The 15,501-nt window shown below is 72.6% G+C and carries 15 protein-coding genes and 1 pseudogene; 11 read left to right on the top strand and 5 right to left on the bottom strand.

The annotated features are described in order from the left end of the window. The first annotated feature begins 23 nt into the window (after window positions 1-23). The 7 genes and pseudogenes from KIS93_RS24520 to KIS93_RS24495 all read left to right on the top strand — a co-directional run bounded on the left by KIS93_RS24520 (window position 24) and on the right by KIS93_RS24495 (window position 7,706). Window positions 24-536, top strand: a complete 513-nt coding sequence (locus KIS93_RS24520; RefSeq protein ID WP_080045458.1) for a YbaK/EbsC family protein — start codon at window positions 24-26, stop codon at window positions 534-536. Between the two features lie 131 nt (window positions 537-667). After that, a complete protein-coding gene (locus KIS93_RS24515; RefSeq protein WP_186404417.1) occupies window positions 668-2,671 on the top strand; it encodes a serine/threonine-protein kinase in 2,004 nt (667 codons plus the stop codon). Window positions 2,672-2,687: 16 nt separating this feature from the next. Further along, window positions 2,688-4,496 (top strand): serine/threonine-protein kinase, encoded by a 1,809-nt coding sequence (locus KIS93_RS24510; protein WP_080045460.1) that lies wholly within the window; start codon window positions 2,688-2,690, stop codon window positions 4,494-4,496. Between the two features lie 35 nt (window positions 4,497-4,531). Further along, window positions 4,532-5,188 (top strand): annotated as a pseudogene (locus KIS93_RS69095) (serine/threonine-protein kinase); the annotation flags it as partial. 160 nt (window positions 5,189-5,348) lie between these two features. Further along, window positions 5,349-5,738: a hypothetical protein gene (locus KIS93_RS65600; protein WP_246005362.1), complete on the top strand. Its 390-nt coding sequence runs from the start codon at window positions 5,349-5,351 to the stop codon at window positions 5,736-5,738. Between the two features lie 214 nt (window positions 5,739-5,952). Next, on the top strand, window positions 5,953-6,732 hold the full coding sequence (locus KIS93_RS24500) for an electron transfer flavoprotein subunit beta/FixA family protein (protein ID WP_080045462.1): 780 nt from the start codon (window positions 5,953-5,955) through the stop codon (window positions 6,730-6,732). 20 nt (window positions 6,733-6,752) lie between these two features. Then, the gene (locus KIS93_RS24495) at window positions 6,753-7,706 is read left to right on the top strand and encodes an electron transfer flavoprotein subunit alpha/FixB family protein (protein ID WP_080045463.1); all 954 of its coding nucleotides are present in this window, start codon (window positions 6,753-6,755) and stop codon (window positions 7,704-7,706) included. Between the two features lie 406 nt (window positions 7,707-8,112). On the opposite strand, the gene KIS93_RS24490 is transcribed toward KIS93_RS24495, so the two are convergent. Beyond that, a complete protein-coding gene (locus KIS93_RS24490; protein WP_080045464.1) occupies window positions 8,113-8,472 on the bottom strand; it encodes a cupin domain-containing protein in 360 nt (119 codons plus the stop codon). Continuing rightward, complete coding sequence (locus tag KIS93_RS24485) at window positions 8,472-8,906, bottom strand: hypothetical protein (protein WP_080045465.1); 435 nt, start codon at window positions 8,904-8,906, stop codon at window positions 8,472-8,474. The genes KIS93_RS24490 and KIS93_RS24485 overlap by 1 nt, the downstream gene beginning before the upstream one ends. A 351-nt stretch (window positions 8,907-9,257) precedes the next feature. Here KIS93_RS24485 and KIS93_RS24480 point away from each other — a divergent pair, with 351 nt between their 5' ends. Both KIS93_RS24480 and KIS93_RS24475 read left to right on the top strand, forming a co-directional pair. Continuing rightward, on the top strand, window positions 9,258-10,040 hold the full coding sequence (locus KIS93_RS24480) for a helix-turn-helix domain-containing protein (protein WP_080047531.1): 783 nt from the start codon (window positions 9,258-9,260) through the stop codon (window positions 10,038-10,040). Between the two features lie 226 nt (window positions 10,041-10,266). After that, complete coding sequence (locus KIS93_RS24475) at window positions 10,267-10,662, top strand: hypothetical protein (protein ID WP_155129163.1); 396 nt, start codon at window positions 10,267-10,269, stop codon at window positions 10,660-10,662. On the opposite strand, the gene KIS93_RS24470 is transcribed toward KIS93_RS24475, so the two are convergent. After that, window positions 10,659-11,501, bottom strand: coding sequence for a helix-turn-helix transcriptional regulator (locus tag KIS93_RS24470; protein ID WP_080045467.1), 843 nt, complete (start codon window positions 11,499-11,501; stop codon window positions 10,659-10,661). The two genes, KIS93_RS24475 and KIS93_RS24470, sit on opposite strands and share 4 nt — an antisense overlap. Before the next feature lie 271 nt (window positions 11,502-11,772). Between KIS93_RS24470 and KIS93_RS24465 the strand changes: the two genes are divergently transcribed. Beyond that, window positions 11,773-12,534, top strand: coding sequence for an SDR family oxidoreductase (locus tag KIS93_RS24465; protein ID WP_080045468.1), 762 nt, complete (start codon window positions 11,773-11,775; stop codon window positions 12,532-12,534). Between the two features lie 115 nt (window positions 12,535-12,649). Further along, window positions 12,650-13,267, top strand: coding sequence for a dihydrofolate reductase family protein (locus KIS93_RS24460; RefSeq protein WP_080045469.1), 618 nt, complete (start codon window positions 12,650-12,652; stop codon window positions 13,265-13,267). Window positions 13,268-13,317: 50 nt separating this feature from the next. Here KIS93_RS24460 and KIS93_RS24455 read toward each other — a convergent pair whose 3' ends face one another. Beyond that, the gene (locus tag KIS93_RS24455; RefSeq protein ID WP_420895880.1) at window positions 13,318-14,598 is read right to left on the bottom strand and encodes a sensor histidine kinase; all 1,281 of its coding nucleotides are present in this window, start codon (window positions 14,596-14,598) and stop codon (window positions 13,318-13,320) included. Between the two features lie 179 nt (window positions 14,599-14,777). Beyond that, on the bottom strand, window positions 14,778-15,488 hold the full coding sequence (locus tag KIS93_RS24450) for a response regulator transcription factor (RefSeq protein ID WP_246005361.1): 711 nt from the start codon (window positions 15,486-15,488) through the stop codon (window positions 14,778-14,780). Between the last annotated feature and the right edge of the window lie 13 nt (window positions 15,489-15,501).

The raw sequence follows: 15,501 nt of genomic DNA, 5'->3' as shown, positions 1-15,501 counted from the left end.
GGAGAGGCGATCGAGGAGATGGAATGACGTTGCAATGGGTGCCCGCCGCCGAACGTACCGACCTGCTGGCCGATCCGGTGGCCCGTGCCGTGCGTGACGTGGAGGGCGCCGAGGTGGCCGAGATCGATCCCGATCTCGCCGACACGGCCGCGTTCTGCGAGAAGTACGGCGTGACCCTCGACGAGTCGGCCAACTGCGTGGTCGTGGCGGCCAAGCGGGGCGGCGAGACGCGTTACGCCGCCTGCATGGTGCTCGCGACGATGCGGGTCGACGTGAACGGCGTGGTGCGCAGGCACCTCGACGCCCGCAAGGCCAGCTTCGCCCCGATGGCGGAGGCGGTCGAGCTGACCGGCATGGAGTACGGCGGCATCACGCCCCTCGGCCTGCCCGAGGAGTGGCCGATCCTGGTCGACACGCACGTGGCGGAGCACGCGAGAGTGGTGATCGGGAGCGGCGTGCGCAGGTCGAAGCTGGCCGTTTCCGGCGCCGCGCTGGCCGGGCTGAAGAGGGCCGAGGTCCTCTCGCTGGCCGGCTGAACGAAATCGAGGCCGATTCGAGACCGTTGGATGGGAAACCGATGAGGCCGTTCTGGACGTTGTACGAGTGGGAATGTGGCCTCATGGTTCATCTCGTGGGCGGGGATTAAGCCGGTATGGTGCTTCATGCCATGAACGATGACCGACTAGGCCCTTACCGGCTGCTCAGGCGGCTCGGTGAAGGCGGGATGGGCGTTGTCCACCTCGCTGTCGACCCTCAGGGGCGGCAGGTGGCGATCAAGGTCCTGCGTGGAGAGGTCGCCGGTGACGAGGTCGCCAGGCGCCGGCTTTCGCGCGAGGTCGAGACCATGCGCCGGGTGCGCAGCAAGTACATCGCCGAGGTGCTCGACGCCGACGTCACCGGTCATCGTCCCTACATCGTCACGCGTTACGTGGCCGGTCCGCCGCTCGACGAGATCGTCAAGAACGACGGGCCGCTCGACCTGCCGGCGCTGCTGCGGGTCGCGCACGGGGTGGCCGCGGCGCTGGCCGTGGTGCACTCGGTGGGCGTGATCCACCGCGACCTCAAGCCGGGCAACGTGCTGATCCTCGACGGCGAGCCGGTGCTGATCGACTTCGGCATCGCGCAGGCGGTCGACGCGACGCGGCTGACGCAGACGGGCATGTTCATCGGCACGCCCGGCTACCTGGCGCCCGAGATCATCGAGGGCCAGGAGGCGGGGCCGGAGGTCGACATCCACGCGTGGGCCGGCACGCTGCTCTATGCGGGCACGGGCCAGCCGCCCTTCGGCAAGGGCACGCTGGAGATGATCTTCTACAACATCACCGCGGGCAAGGCCGACATCAGCGCTGCCCCGGCCGAGCTGCAGCCGCTGCTCAAGGCCGCCTTCCAGCGCAACCCGGCCAAGCGGCCCAAGGCGGCCGAGCTGGCCGAGCAGCTCGCCCGCATGCTGCCGAAGTCGGCGCAGCCGTCCTCGCCCGACGAGATCTCCACGGTGCCCAGGCCCGACGCGGTCGCGCCGCCGCCGAAGGTGACCGAGCGGCCGTCCTACGAGATCTCGACGCCGCCGGTGACGCCCAAGCGGCTGCTCGAAGGCCACGACCAGCCGGTGCCGCCGCAGCAGCCCCAAGACCAGAAGTACGTCTCGCTGCTGCCCAACCAGCCCGACCCGTGGCCGACCCGCAGGGTGTCGCCGGAGGAGCTGCGGCAGATCCAGCGCGAGGCCGGCGTCTACCCGCCGCAGCCGCCGCCCGCCGCCTCGGCCGGGCCCGCGGCGCCCGCCGCGCCGTCCGTGCCGGTCGCGCCGGCCACCGGGAACGGCCCCGCCGTCCCGCCGGGCGAGACCGACGTGCCCACCAGGCGGGTACGCCCCGACTCGGCCGCCGGCCTCCGGATGAACTCGGGCCCGCAGTCCGGCCCGCAGTCCGGCCCGCAGGCCCCCGACTACGGGCGGCCCAACCCCATCCCGGTGCAGCCGCCGCCCTACATCCCGCCGCAGTTCCCGCCGCCGCAGCCCGACCGGCTGACCAAGCGGGAGCCGTACGTTCCGGGCGCGCAGCCGGGCAAGCCGCTGCAGCGCTCCCGGGCCTACGGCGTGGCCAGTGCCATGCTGCTGGTCCTGCTGATCGTGGCCGCCGTGCTCGCGCCCGTGCTGGTGTCGGTCGTGGCGCTGCCGATCGCGATCCTGCTGCGCGCCGCCGACCTGGCCCAGCCCCAGCTCGCCGCCCGCAGGGCGGCCGGCGCGGCGGCGCTCGACGTGGTCAGGGTGTTCGCCTACCCGGCGGCGCTGGCCAAGTCGGCCGGCATCACGCTGGCCCTCGTGCTCTACGCGCTGATCCTGGGGCTCCCGGTGACGCTGCTGCTCACCGTGGTGGCCGGGATGAACTCCGCCAATGCCCTGGCCTGGGGCGCGGCGATCGCGCTGTGGACGGTCTGCGCGGGCCCCGGAGTCGAAGGCCCCGGCAAACAGATGCGCAGAACGCTCGCATCCCTCGTACCCTCGAGAACAGCGGCGATGGTGATGGCGGGAGTTCTCGCGGCGGGTGCCGCGCTCTCGCTGATCCTCGCTTACGGCACGTTCGGGGACAATCCAAGGGGGGGCGTATGGACTCCGCTGAACGTCGAACCAGTGACGGAGCAACTCGACCAGCTAGGGGGGAATTCCGGGGGATGACGCGGGGAAGGTGGCGATGAGCACCCAGGCACCAGAACGCCTCGGCCCGTACCGCCTGGTCAGGAAGATCGGCGAGGGCGGCATGGGGGTCGTCCACCTCGGCCTCGACGGTGAGGGCCGCGAAGTCGCCATCAAGGTGCTGCACCCGCACGTGGCCGCCGACCTCAAGGCGCGCGACCGGCTCACCCGCGAGGTCGAGACGATGCGCCGGGTACGCAGCCCGTTCGTCGCGGAGGTCATCGACGCCGAGCTCGTCGGCAGCCAGCCGTACGTGGTGACCCGCTTCGCCCCCGGGCGCACCCTGGAGGACACCGTGCTGTCCGAGGGCCCCCTGGAGGCCCGCCAGGTCATCCAGCTCACCCAGGGGCTCTGCCAGGCGCTGGTGGCCATCCACGCCGCCGACGTGATCCACCGCGACTTCAAGCCGTCCAACGTCATGCTCGTCGACGGGCGGCCCCTCGTCATCGACTTCGGCATCGCCCACCTGGTGAACGCGACCCGGCTGACCCAGACCGGGATGTTCGTGGGCACGCCGGGCTACCTGGCGCCCGAGATCATCCGCGACTCCGAGATCACCCAGGCGGCCGACGTGCACGCGCTGGCCTCCACGGTGTTCTTCGCCGCGACCGGGGCGCCGCCGTTCGGCACCGGCACGTTCGAGTCGGTCTGCTTCAACATCATGGAAGGGCGGGCGCAGATCGACAAGGCGCCCGCGTGGCTGCGCGGCTGGCTCACCCGGGCGCTCCAGGTCGAGCCGTCGCTGCGGCCCGGCGCCCAAGAGCTGCTGCGGCTGGCCAAGGCCCTCGACCCGGCGGTCACCACGTTCAACGAAGGGCCCACCGGGACGAAGCGGATCGTGCCCCGCACCCGCACCATGGACACGTTCTCCGACCTGCTGCCGCCGGTCGAGTACGGCCAGGCCGCGCCGCCACCGCCGGCACCGTCGCCCACGCCGACCCGGCAGGAGGAGCGGCCGGCGCGGCGCGAGGAGCGGCCGCCGCCCTACGTGCCCGCGCCGATGCCGGCCAGGCCCGCACCCCACCCCGACCAGCGCGTGGCCGGCCACCCGCCGCCCGACCGGCGGCTGGTCCCCAAGCCCACCGCGCCGTCGCAGGTGCGGCCCTACACGCCGCCGCCGCAGTACACCCCGCCGTCCGAACGCAAGCGCTACCTGTTCGGCAGCCAGGTCGTCGGGCTGCTGCTGCTCGTCACGCTCGTCGCGGTCACCGTCATGATGCCGGTCATGGCCGGCGCGGTGGCCGTCGCGCTCGCGCTCGTGCTGCGCCTCGGCGAATACCTCTTCGGCGACCTCGTCAAACGCCGCCAGACACGCGGCAGCAGCGCCGCCGACCCGCTGCTCGCCCTGGTCGGCACGCCATGGGCGCTGGTCAAGTCCGCGCTGGTCACGGCGGTGCACGTGCCGCTGTCGCTGCTGTTCGGCGTCTGCGTCTGGGGCGTGCTCTACTGGGCCGGGAAGATGGGCGTCAACGAGGCCGCGGCGTACGCGGCGGGCGCCTTCGCCGCCGGCCTGTTCGTGCTGCCCGGAGGGGGCGCGCCGCGCAAGGCCGTCACGCGCACGCTCACCGGCGTGCTGCGCAGCCCCGGCGCCGCCCTGGTCGCGGTCGTGCTGGTCGGCACGGCGGCGCTGTTCGCGGTGATGTTCGCGCTCGGCCAGGACCCGACGTGGGCGCCATGGCGGGCCCCCGAATCGGTGATCAACGACCTGGCGAGCGACGCCAGGCAGAGCACGATCGGCCTGATCACCGGCCTGATCGGCGATCTGCTCGACCGTCTGGGGCTGGGGTGGCTGAATCCCTGGTCCTGAGTGTCTGCCGTGTCCCCTCTGGGGAGAGATGAGGTATGAGCGAGCGCCTCGGCCCGTACGAGCTTCTCTCCCGTCTGGGGGCCGGTGGGTTCGGCGAGGTGCACCTGGCGCTCGACCCTGAGGGCCGTACGGTCGCGGTCAAGGTCCTGCATCCGCACGTCGCCGCCGACGGCGGCGCGCTGGCGCGGCTGGCGCGCGAGGTGGAGACCATGCGCATGGTCGGCGGGCCGCACGTGGCCGAGGTGCTCGACGCCTCGCTGACGGGCGGCCGGCCCTACCTCGTCACCCGGTACGTCCAGGGCCGCCCGCTCAGCTCCGTCCCGCTGCCGGTGGCCGACCTGCGGCGGCTGGCCTCGGGGCTGGCCGACGCGCTGCACGCCATGCACGAGGCCGGGGTCGTGCACCGCGACCTCAAGCCCGCGAACGTGATGATGACCGAGGGCGAGCCGGTCGTGATCGACTTCGGCATCGCCAGCGCGCTCGACTCGCTGTCGGTCACCGCCTCGGGCGCGGTCGTCGGCACGCCCGGCTACCTGGCCCCCGAGGTGCTCGAAGGGCGGGCCGTGGGCACGGAGGCCGACGTGTTCGCGTTCGGGGCGACGATGGCGTACGCGGCCACCGGGCGGCACCCGTACGGGCAGGGGCCGGCCTCCGCGGTCGCCTACCGGGTCGTGCACCACCCGCCCGACCTGGAGGGCGTCCCCGAGTGGCTGGAGCCGTTGTTACGCGAGTGCCTCGACACCGATCCGCCGCCCGGCCCACGGCCGCGCAGCTCTGCGCCCGGCTGGGCGTCGCGCCCGTCCCGCGCGCCGCTCCCCGGCCGGCCCCCGGGTCCGGCCGGCCAGCGACGACGTGAGCACCAGGGAGTGGCGGCCCGGCAAGGAGCGGCACCGCCGTTCGGTGGAGGAGTCGAGGGCCCGGCACCGGGAGAAGGTGCGCAGGCGCTGGCTGATCGGCTCGGGGCTGTTCGTGTCGCTGCTGGCGGCGGCCGCCCGGGAGCCGCTGCCCGAGGTGTCGCTGTTCCTGCTGGCGGCGTACGCGCTGGGGGTCGTCTCCGACGCGGGGGTGGCCATGTTCTCGCGCGGCCTCTACCGGCGCGGCCGCATCGTCGCCGACGCGGTCAGCGTGGCGGGGGCGGTGGGGCTGTGCTTCGGGCTGGCGGCGCTGTTCAGCACGTTCACGCTGGCGTTGTTCGCGGGTACGGCGTTGGTCGTGGGGATCGTGTTCCTGCTGTCCGCGTGAAGGCGACCGAATAAAGTTCGGTATGGTGGGGATCGACAGTGGTACCGAGGGCCTGCTTTTGTGCCGAACCTACTCATGGGTAACATAACGGCGAAACCATCGGCAGACCCTCTGCCGGATGCCCCCAGGGCACCTGGCAGTCTTGACAGATGCATGGGCGCCCCTCGCAGCGAGGCGGGGGCGCACGCGAGCTACGGGAGGTCGGCCACCGGCCATGAACATCGTCGTCTGCGTGAAGCAGGTCCCCGACACGGCGACCGAGCGCAAGCTGCGGTCCGATGACAACACGCTCGACCGCGACGCCGCCGACGGCGTGGTCAACGAGCTTGACGAGTACGCGGTCGAAGAGGCGCTGAAGCTGAAGGAGGCCCACGGCGGTGAGGTGACCGTCCTCACCATGGGCCCCGGCAAGGCGACCGACACCATCCGCAAGGCACTGGCCATGGGCGCCGACAAGGCCGTCCACCTCAGCGACGACGCGCTGCACGGCTCCGACGCGCTGTCCACCTCGTACGCGATGGCGCAGGTGCTCAAGAAGATCGGGTTCGACCTGGTCATCCTGGGCTCCGAGTCCACCGACGCGCGCACCGGGGTGCTGGCCGCGATGCTGGCCGAGCGGCTCGGCACCGCGCAGCTCACGCTGGCCAACAAGGTCGAGGTCGAGGGCTCCTCGATCAGGATCCAGCGCCTGACCGACTACGGCTTCGACCGGGTCGAGGCCACGCTGCCCGCCGTCGTCTCCGTGGTGGAGAAGATCAACGAGCCGCGCTACCCGTCCTTCAAGGGCATCATGGCGGCCAAGAAGAAGCCGGTCGAGACGCTCGCCATCGGCGACGCCTCCATCGACGCCGGGCAGGTGGGCCTGGCCGCCGCCTGGTCCGAGGTGGTCGACTTCGCCGCGGCTCCGCCGCGTGCGGCCGGCACGATCGTGAAGGACGAGGGTGACGGCGGCGCGAAGGCGGCCGACTTCCTGGCGTCCAAGAAGTTCATCTGAGAACGGGGGTTAATACGGAAATGTCGGAAATTCTCGTTCTCGTTGACCACGCCGAAGGCGAAGTCAAGAAGGTCACCCTCGAACTCCTGACCCTCGCCCGCACCCTCGGCACGCCCGCCGCCGTCTGGGCCGGCCCCGGCATCACCGCCGACGCCAAGGCCCGCCTCGCCGAATACGGCGCCGAGAAGATCTACGTCGCCGGCGCCGACGACATCGTCGAATACGTCGTCGCCCCCAAGGCCGAGCTGCTCGCCCAGCTCGTCGCCGCCAAGTCGCCCGCGGCCGTCCTCGTCGCCGCCACCGCCGAAGGCAAGGAAGTCGCCGGCCGCCTCGCCATCAAGACCGACTCCGGCGTCATCACCGACGCCGTCGGCCTCGGCGAAGGCTTCGTCGCCGACCAGTCCATCTTCGGCGGCGGCATCAACGTGCACTCCCGCGTCCGCAAGGGCACACCCATCGTCGCCGTCCGCCCCAACTCCACCGCCCCCGTCGCCGCCGCCGGCGCCGGAACGGAGGAGGAGATCACCGTCACCCTCTCCGACGCCGCCAAGGCCGCCCGCGTGGTCGAACGCGTCAAGCAGGAGAAGGGCGCCCGCCCCGAACTGACCGAAGCCGCCATCGTCGTCTCCGGCGGCCGCGGCGTCGGCTCCGCCGAGAACTTCTCCGTCATCGAAGGCCTCGCCGACGCCCTCGGCGCCGCCGTCGGCGCCTCCCGCGCCGCCACGGACGCCGGCTGGTACCCGCACCAGTTCCAGGTCGGCCAGACGGGCAAGACGGTGTCGCCGCAGCTCTACATCGCGGCCGGCATCTCCGGCGCCATCCAGCACCGGGCCGGGATGCAGACGGCCAAGACGATCGTGGCCATCAACAAGGACCCGGAGGCCCCGATCTTCGAGCTGGCCGACTACGGCGTGGTGGGCGACCTCCACCAGGTCGTACCCCAGCTCACCGAAGAGATCAACAAGCGCAAGTAGGGGAACCAAAGCAAGGTCTTCCCCATCGGCGCTACGCGCACGGGGCTCAGGCCGTGACATTGGGGGGCACCGCCCCCCAAACCCCCATTCCCAGGGCTCGGTCCTCCCGCGGGGCGCTTCGCGCGTGGGGGTTCGGGCTGTGACATTGGGGGGCACCGCCCCCCAAACCCCCAGCTCCACAAGCATGGTCCTCCCGTGGGGCGCTTCGCGCATGGGGGTTCGGGCTGTGACATTGGGGGGCGCGGCCCCCCAAACCCCCGCTCACAAGCCGCTGCGCCCCTGCGCCGGCCGACAAGGCCACGAAGGTTCACTTACCGAGGCGCCACCGGTCGCAACCCCGGTTGCCGCGTCCGGTCGGCGGCTGCCAGTCGCGCGGCCAAGCCCTACCCGATCCCCGGCAAACCGCTCACACCGGAATGAACAGCGCCTCGAACGGCGGCTCGCCCACCCCGGTCGTGACATGCCCCTTCCCGCTGGTGTCGGCGGCCAGCACCAGATCGCCCGGCCCGAACCGCCGCCGGCTCCCGTCGCTCACCACCACCTCGATCATCCCCTTCACCATCACCACCCACTGCTCCCGCGGAGCGGGATGGGCGCTGCTGTCGAAGGCGGCGCTGCGCAGGAACTGCACGCCGTCCCGGGACGGCAGCGCGCCCACCGCCATCGGCGGCACCCCCTCTGCGACCTGCCGCTGTTCGAGCGCGAGCTCCCCGTCCTCGAACGCGGACCCGCCGTCCTCCGTGCGGACGATCCTCGTGAAACGCATCAGCTCCCTCCGATGAACTGGTGGTCGGTGCGGATGCGGTCGTCCTCGTCCAGGGCGAGGACGTCAAGGCCGCCGCCGACCGCCTCGCCCGTGCGGGTGGACACCATCGACCACCGGACGCCGACCACGCGCGGCAGGAGCAGGACCGCTTCCCCCGCCGCCTCGAAGACGTGCTCGCCGGGTGCCACGAACATCTCGTACGCGCGCCGCACCCTCGCCTCCAGGGCGTCGTGACCGCGCACCTCCAGCGGCGGCGCGGGGAACGCGATCGCCGCGGCGGCGTCGCGGATCGCCTCAGGCGGGTCGATGAGGACGTGGACGGCGTCGCTCGCCCACAGGTCACGGACGAGGGCGCCGCGCGTCGCCGGGTCCGGCTCGTTCCACTGGGCCACGTAACGGTCGGCCCACTGCTTGACATCGAAGGTGTTGCTCATGGCGAGCAGTGTGCGGGCCGGAGGTGTGGTCCCGCGATTCCCTCCAAGGAATCGCGCAGTTGCGGGCGTGCGGTATGAAATGGGGCATGACGGCCCTCGTATGGGGGTCCTGTGGATGTTGGTGGAGCCGAGGCGGGTTGGGGGAGGGCAAGGCCGCGTTGCCCGGGCCGGGCTGGGATGAGTGAGGGGCAAGGCCGCGTTGGCCGAGCCAGGCTGAAATGGGTGAGGGCGAGACCGCGTTCCCCGGGCCGGGCTGGGATGAGTGAGGGGCAAGGCCGCGTTGGCCGAGCCGGGCTGAAATGAATGAGGGCAAGACCGCATCGGTCGGGCGGGGTTGGGATGGGTGAGGGGATGACGGTCGCGACGAAACCTGACCGGTTCGGGCGGGAACTGCGCCGCTGGCGGACGCGCCGCCGTTTCAGCCAGCTCGACCTGGCGATCAGGGCCGACACGACCCAGCGCCACCTGAGCTTCCTGGAGCAGGGCCGTTCCCGGCCGGGGCGGGCCATGGTGGTGCGGCTGGCCGAGTCGCTGGGGTTGTCGTTGCGGGAGCGGAACGCGTTGCTGCTCGCCGCCGGTTTCGCCCCGGTCTACGCCGAGTCGAGCCTGGACGCCCCCGAGCTCAGCCCGGTGCGGGAGGCGCTGGAACGCGTTCTCGACGGGCACCTGCCTTACCCGGCGGTCGTGGTCCGGCCGTACGGGGAGTTGGTGGCGGCGAACGCGGCGTTCGGGGTGCTGTGCGAGGGGGTCGCGCCGGCGCTGCTGAAGCCGCCGATCAACGTGCTGCGCCTCGCCCTGCATCCGGACGGGATGGCGCGGCGGGTGCAGAACCTCGCCGAATGGGGCCGGCACATCACCGGCAGCCTGCGCGAGCAGGCGTCGCGCAGCCCCGATCCGGAGCTCGACGGGTTCGTCGCCGAGCTGGACGGGTACCTGCCGGACCTGGACCCGCCGGCCGAGCACCTCGGTTTCGCCGTGCCGCTGCGGTTGCGGGTGCCGGAGGGGGAGCTGCGGCTGATCACCACGCTGACGTCGTTCGCGACCGCCGTGGACGTCACGCTGTCCGAGCTGCGGCTCGAAGCGTTCCTGCCGGCCGACGAGGCCACGGCCGAGATCCTGCGCCAACGCGCCTGACCCGACCCGACCCGTCCCCACCGGCTGGCCGGTCGAGCTGTGTGGGCGGGGTGGATGGTGGAAGCCGCGTGGACCGGGCCGACGGCCGAAGCGATGCGGATCCGGCGGACGGCTGGAGGCGTTCGGGCTCGCCGGACGGCGCCGCCCGCCGCCCGCGCGGCACCTGCAAGTGATCGTCAAGCACCCCCACCTACCGTGATCACAAACAGTCACGAAGGGTGTGATCGTGGACAAATCTTCGCCGGTCGGCAGGACGACAGGGCTGGTCGTTGCGGGCGCGCTGGCGGGCGCGGCACTCGTCGGGGCCGGGGTGGCGCTGGCGGACGGGCTTCCGGGAAGCAGCCCGAAGGTCACGTACGTCAAGGAGAACAGGACGATCCCGCCGGGCTACCTGTCCACGAACGTGGTCTGCCCCGAGGGGCAGCAGGCCATCGGCGGCGGGTTCGCGCATGTCGGCGAGCACCAGCAGGAGCATCCGGTGATCGCCGAGATCAGCGCGCCGAGCAACACGAGCGGCGAGCCGGACGACCCGACGAACGCCTGGACCTTCTTCTTCGTCAACGACAAGAAGCGGACGACCCCCGTCGAGGTCCACGTGATCTGTACGCCGATCGACGACTAGGAAGAGGCGGCGGGTGCCGTCCAGCTGGTGAGGAGGCGGAGGGCGTCGGCGGTGGGGGAGCCGGGCTCGACGTTGTAGACGCACAGGGTCTGGTCGGGGTCGCCGGGCGGCTGGAGGGACTCGTAGGAGAAGTGCAGCTCCCCGACCAGCGGATGGTGGTAGTGCTTGCTGCCGTGGGTGCGGCGCAGCACGCGGTGGTCGTTCCACCAGGTGCTGAACTCGGGCGAGCGCAGGGTGAGCTCGCCGACGAGGTCGGCGAGGCGGCGGTCGTCGGGGTAGCGGCCGGCCTCCAACCGCAGCATGGCGACGGTCTCGGAGGCGATGCGCTCCCACTCGCCGGTACGGGTGCGGGCCTCGGGGTCGAGCAGGTAGTAGCGGGCCAGGTTGCGCTGGGGCACGGGCAGGGCCTCGAAGTCGGTCAGCACCTCGCGGGCCAGGCGGTTGCTGGCCAGGACGTCGGTGCGGCGGCCGAGGATGAACGCGGGCACATGGTCGAGGGTCTGCAACATGAGGTGCAGGCCCGGCCGGACGCGTTGCGGGGTGATGGGGGCGCGGCGGCTGGGGCGGGTCAGCAGGTCGGTGAGGTGCTCGCGTTCGGCGGGGTCGAGCTGGAGCGCACGGGCGAGCGCCTCGGTGACCTCGGGCGAGGGGTTGCCGGCGCGGCCCTGCTCCAGGCGCGTGTAGTACTCGGTGCTGACGCCGGCCAGCCGGGCCACCTCGTCGCGCCGCAGGCCGGGCACGCGGCGGGCGCGGCCGTCGGCGGGCAGGCCGGTGCGGTCGGGCGTGATCCGGGCTCGGCGTGAGCGCAGGAAGTCGGCGAGCTCGCGGCTGCGGTCCATGTTGTCCAGTGTGGCTCGTCTGACGGGCCCGCGAGGTCGCGGGGGTGGCCCTGGCAGTACCTGCCTCGCCGTTACCCGCCTGGTCAGGGCCTGCTCGGGCACCCCGAGGGCGGGGTGATCCCTGGTGTGCTTATGGAGGAGCGCGGCGGACAGCCGCGCCACACCTTGAAAGGCACACAGCCTGTGAGCCCACATCCTGCAAGCCACGCAGGCCGCAAGGCCACATCAAGGCACACACCCTGCGAGCGACACACTTGAAAGGCGTACACCGATGATCACTTCCCTCTCTGGCCGCGTCGCCGTCGTCACCGGTGCCTCCAGCGGGATCGGCGAGGCCACTGCCGAGCACCTGGCGGAGCTGGGCGCGCGGGTCGCCGTGCTGGCCCGCCGCGCGGAGCGGCTGGACGGCCTGGTCTCCCGCATCGAGAAGGCCGGCGGCCGGGCGCTGGCGTTGGCGGCCGACGTCACCGACGCGGCGGCGATGCGGGCGGCGGCCGCGCGGGTGGCGTCCGAGCTGGGCGGCGCCGACCTGCTGTTCAACAACGCGGGCGTCATGCTGCCCGCCCCGATCGAGGAGCTGGCCGCCGACCAGTGGCAGCGTCAGATCGACCTCAACGTCACGGGCCTGATGAACGTGATCGGCGCGTTCGTCCCGCAGCTCGTGCAGGCCGCGGGCGAGCGCGGCGTGGCCGACCTGATCAACACCTCCTCGATCGCGGCGCAGAACATCTTCCCGAACTTCGCCGTCTACTCCGGCACCAAGGCGTTCGTCACGCACCTGTCGCGGCACCTGCGGGCCGAGCTCGGCCCCAAGAACGTGCGGGTCTCGGCGATCGAGCCGGGCATCGTCGGCACGGAGCTGCAGAGCCACGTCACCGACGAGGGCGCGCTGGCCTGGCTGGAGGGCTCCAAGCAGGAGATGGAGTGGCTGACGCCGCAGGACGTGGCGCGGACGGTCGGGTTCGTGGCGAGCCTGCCGCCCCGGGCGAACCTCCAGCAGGTCACCATCATGCCCACCGGCCAGGCGAGCTGATCGGCGAGCTGATCCGCCAGGCTGCCTCGACGCTGATCTGGCCGGCGATGAGTTCCGGGGTCGGGCGGGGTCTGTATGGGCACGGACCCCGCCGACCACCGATGGAGGCACGGACATGAAGATCACCTTGGCGACGTTCCTGTCGCTGGACGGCGTCATGCAGGCGCCCGGCACGCCGACCGAGGACACCAGCGGCGGCTTCGAGCACGGCGGCTGGCAGTTCCCCTACGCCGACGAGGAGCTGGAGACCTACACGGACCGCTGGTTCGCGGAGGCGGACGCGTTCCTGCTGGGCCGCAGGACGTACGAGATCTTCGCGGCCTACTGGCCGACCGTCACCGACCCGGACAACGTGGTGGCGTCCAGCCTCAACACCCTGCCCAAGTACGTCGTCTCGACGACCCTGGGCCGGGCGGAGTGGCACAACACGACGATCATCGGCTCGGACGTGCTGAAGGAGGTCGCCGAGCTGCGCGCCCGCCCCGGCCGCGAGCTGCAGATCCACGGCAGCGGCACCCTCGCCAGGACGCTGCTCGACCACGGGATGATCGACGAGCTGCGGCTGTGGACGTACCCGGTGGTGCTGGGCAGCGGCATGCGGCTGTTCGAGCCGGGGCGCACGCCGACGGCGATGCGCCTGGTCGAGACCCGGCCGACGGGGAGCGGCTGCGTGCTGAGCGTCTACCGGCCGGCGGGCAGGCCCACCTACGGCGACTTCTCCAAAGAAGGCTGAGCTTGTCCGAGAGGCTGAGCGTTACCGCGACTTCTCCGACAGGCTGAGCGCTAGCGCGGCTGCTCCAGGGGAGGGTGGGCGGGGAGCCTGATCTCGAAGGCGGCGCCCCGGCCGGGCGCCGACCGCAGCTCGACCCGCCCGCCGTGCGCGGCCACGATCGACCGTACGATGGCCAGCCCCAGACCGGCCCCGCCGGTGGCGCGGGCGCGGGAGCCGTCGGCGCGGTAGAAGCGGTCGAAGACCCGGGACGCCTCCTCGGGCGCGAGCCCGGGCCCTTCGTCGGCGATCACCAGCACCGCCTCCCCGCCGTCGGTGCCCACCCCGACCCTGACCGGGGTGCCGGCGGGCGTGTGGGTGACGGCGTTGCCGACGAGGTTGCTGACGACCTGCCGCAGCCGGGCCTCGTCGCCGAGCACGGGGGCGCTGGCGGCCGGCCCGCCGGAGGGGCCGGTGAAGGCGATGGGCCTGGCCGGGTCGAGGGCGGCGAAGTCGTGGCGGGCGTCGGCGGCCAGCGTACGCAGGTCCATGGGGGTCAGGTCGAGCGCGGGGCCGTCGCTCTCGTCGAGCCCGGCGAGCAGCAGCAGGTCGTCCACCAGCTTGGCCAGGCGGCCCGACTCGCTCTCGATGCGGGCCATCGCGGGCGCCGCCTCCGTGCCGCCCATGCGGTACAGCTCGGAGAAGCCCTTGATCCCGAACAGCGGGGTACGCAGCTCGTGGCTGACGTCGGCGACGAACCTGCGCATCCTGGCCTCCGACTCCACCTTCGCCGCCACGCCCTGCTCGATCTGGGCGAGCATCTTGTTGAGCGAGCGGGCCAGCCGCCCCACCTCGGTGCCGGGGGTGGCGGGCTCGGGCACGCGCCTGCTGAGGTCGCCGTCCGCGATGGCCGCCGCCGTCTCCTCCACGCGGCGCAGCGGCGCCAGCCCGGCCCTGATCGCGATGCCACCCGCCAGCGCCAGCACGGCCAGCAGGATCGAGCCGGCCACCAGGCAGGCGAGGCGCACCCGGCCGACGGTCGCGTGCAGGGCCTCCAGCGACACCGCCGCGACCACGGCCGAGCGACCGCCCGCGCCGCCTGGGCCACCCACGCCGCCCGCGCCGTTCGACGGAAGGGCCACCGCCCGCCACTCCTGCCCGTCCGCGCCCTCCACGGTGAAGGGCCGCCCGGCATGGGCCGTCACAGCGGCCGTGTCGAGCCGGGGCAGGCTCGGGCCCGCCCCGTCGCCGAACGAGCGCAGCACGGTGCCGTCGGCGGACAGGTAGGCCGCGTACCCCGCCGTGATCAGGTCGAGCGGGTCCACCGGCGCCTGGCCGCCCGCGTGGGCCTGCATCACGGCCAGCAGCTCGGGCGGCACCGCGGTCAGCGCCCGGCCCATGGGGGCGAGCTGGGCGTCCACCCGGGTCATGAGCTGGTGCTCGAGCTGCCGTACGACGACGGAGCTGATCACCACCAGGCCCACGACCAGCAGCGCCACCGTGATCGACAGCAGCCGGGCGCGCAGCGAGAGCCTCATGGGCGTGGCCTGCGCAGCAGGTAGCCGACCCCGTGTACGGTGTGGATCAGCTTGGGGCCGGTGGTGTCGAGCTTGCGCCGCAGGTAGCTCACGTACGTGTCGACGATGCTGGTGTCGCCGGCGAAGTCGTAGCGCCAGACGTGCTCCAGGATCTGCGCCTTCGGCACCACGCGCCCGGCGTTCAGCACGAGGTGGTGCAGCAGCCTGAACTCGGTGGGCGACAGCCGCACCGGCCGGCCCGCCCTGAGCACCTGGTGGGCGTCGGGATCGACCTCCAGGTCCCCGACGACGAGCGTGCGGTCGTCGGGGACCGCGCCGGTGCGCCGCAGAATCGCCTGGATGCGGGCCAGCAGCTCCTCCAGGTCGAACGGCTTGGTCACGTAGTCGTCGCCGCCGAGCCGCAGCCCGTTGATCTTGTCGGCGGTGGCGTCGCGGGCCGTCAGGAACAGCACCGGCACCGGGCCGGGGCGTCCCCCCGCCCGTGGCAGGCCGCGCAGGCGGCGGAGCACCTCGAAGCCGTCGAGATCGGGCAGCATGACGTCGAGCAGCACCAGGTCGGGCGGGTCGCGCCGGGCCGACTCCAGCGCCTGCGCGCCGCTGTCGGCCGAGCTGACGGTGAAGCCCGCGAAGCGCAGCGTGGCCGACAGCAGCTCCTTGACGGTGGGCTCGTCGTCGACCACGAGCAGCCGCTCGCCCAAGTGCGCCACCTCCCCGGTGTCC

Origin of the sequence: [Actinomadura] parvosata subsp. kistnae (assembly GCF_900323885.1) — a bacterium.
In the GTDB taxonomy this organism is placed as follows: Bacteria; Actinomycetota; Actinomycetes; order Streptosporangiales; family Streptosporangiaceae; genus Nonomuraea; species Nonomuraea composti.
This window is presented reverse-complemented; position numbering and strand designations above follow the sequence as displayed.

What these genes read in the sequence shown, in the direction of transcription:
- KIS93_RS24520 (WP_080045458.1), top strand. Translation starts at nt 24, where the DNA reads ATGACGTTGCAATGGGTGCCCGCCGCCGAACGTACCGACCTGCTGGCC.
- KIS93_RS24515 (WP_186404417.1), top strand. Translation starts at nt 668, where the DNA reads ATGAACGATGACCGACTAGGCCCTTACCGGCTGCTCAGGCGGCTCGGT.
- KIS93_RS24510 (WP_080045460.1), top strand. Translation starts at nt 2,688, where the DNA reads ATGAGCACCCAGGCACCAGAACGCCTCGGCCCGTACCGCCTGGTCAGG.
- KIS93_RS24500 (WP_080045462.1), top strand. Translation starts at nt 5,953, where the DNA reads ATGAACATCGTCGTCTGCGTGAAGCAGGTCCCCGACACGGCGACCGAG.
- KIS93_RS24495 (WP_080045463.1), top strand. Translation starts at nt 6,753, where the DNA reads ATGTCGGAAATTCTCGTTCTCGTTGACCACGCCGAAGGCGAAGTCAAG.
- KIS93_RS24490 (WP_080045464.1), bottom strand. Translation starts at nt 8,472, where the DNA reads ATGCGTTTCACGAGGATCGTCCGCACGGAGGACGGCGGGTCCGCGTTC.
- KIS93_RS24485 (WP_080045465.1), bottom strand. Translation starts at nt 8,906, where the DNA reads ATGAGCAACACCTTCGATGTCAAGCAGTGGGCCGACCGTTACGTGGCC.
- KIS93_RS24480 (WP_080047531.1), top strand. Translation starts at nt 9,258, where the DNA reads ATGACGGTCGCGACGAAACCTGACCGGTTCGGGCGGGAACTGCGCCGC.
- KIS93_RS24470 (WP_080045467.1), bottom strand. Translation starts at nt 11,501, where the DNA reads ATGGACCGCAGCCGCGAGCTCGCCGACTTCCTGCGCTCACGCCGAGCC.
- KIS93_RS24465 (WP_080045468.1), top strand. Translation starts at nt 11,773, where the DNA reads ATGATCACTTCCCTCTCTGGCCGCGTCGCCGTCGTCACCGGTGCCTCC.
- KIS93_RS24460 (WP_080045469.1), top strand. Translation starts at nt 12,650, where the DNA reads ATGAAGATCACCTTGGCGACGTTCCTGTCGCTGGACGGCGTCATGCAG.
- KIS93_RS24455 (WP_420895880.1), bottom strand. Translation starts at nt 14,598, where the DNA reads ATGCAGGCCCACGCGGGCGGCCAGGCGCCGGTGGACCCGCTCGACCTG.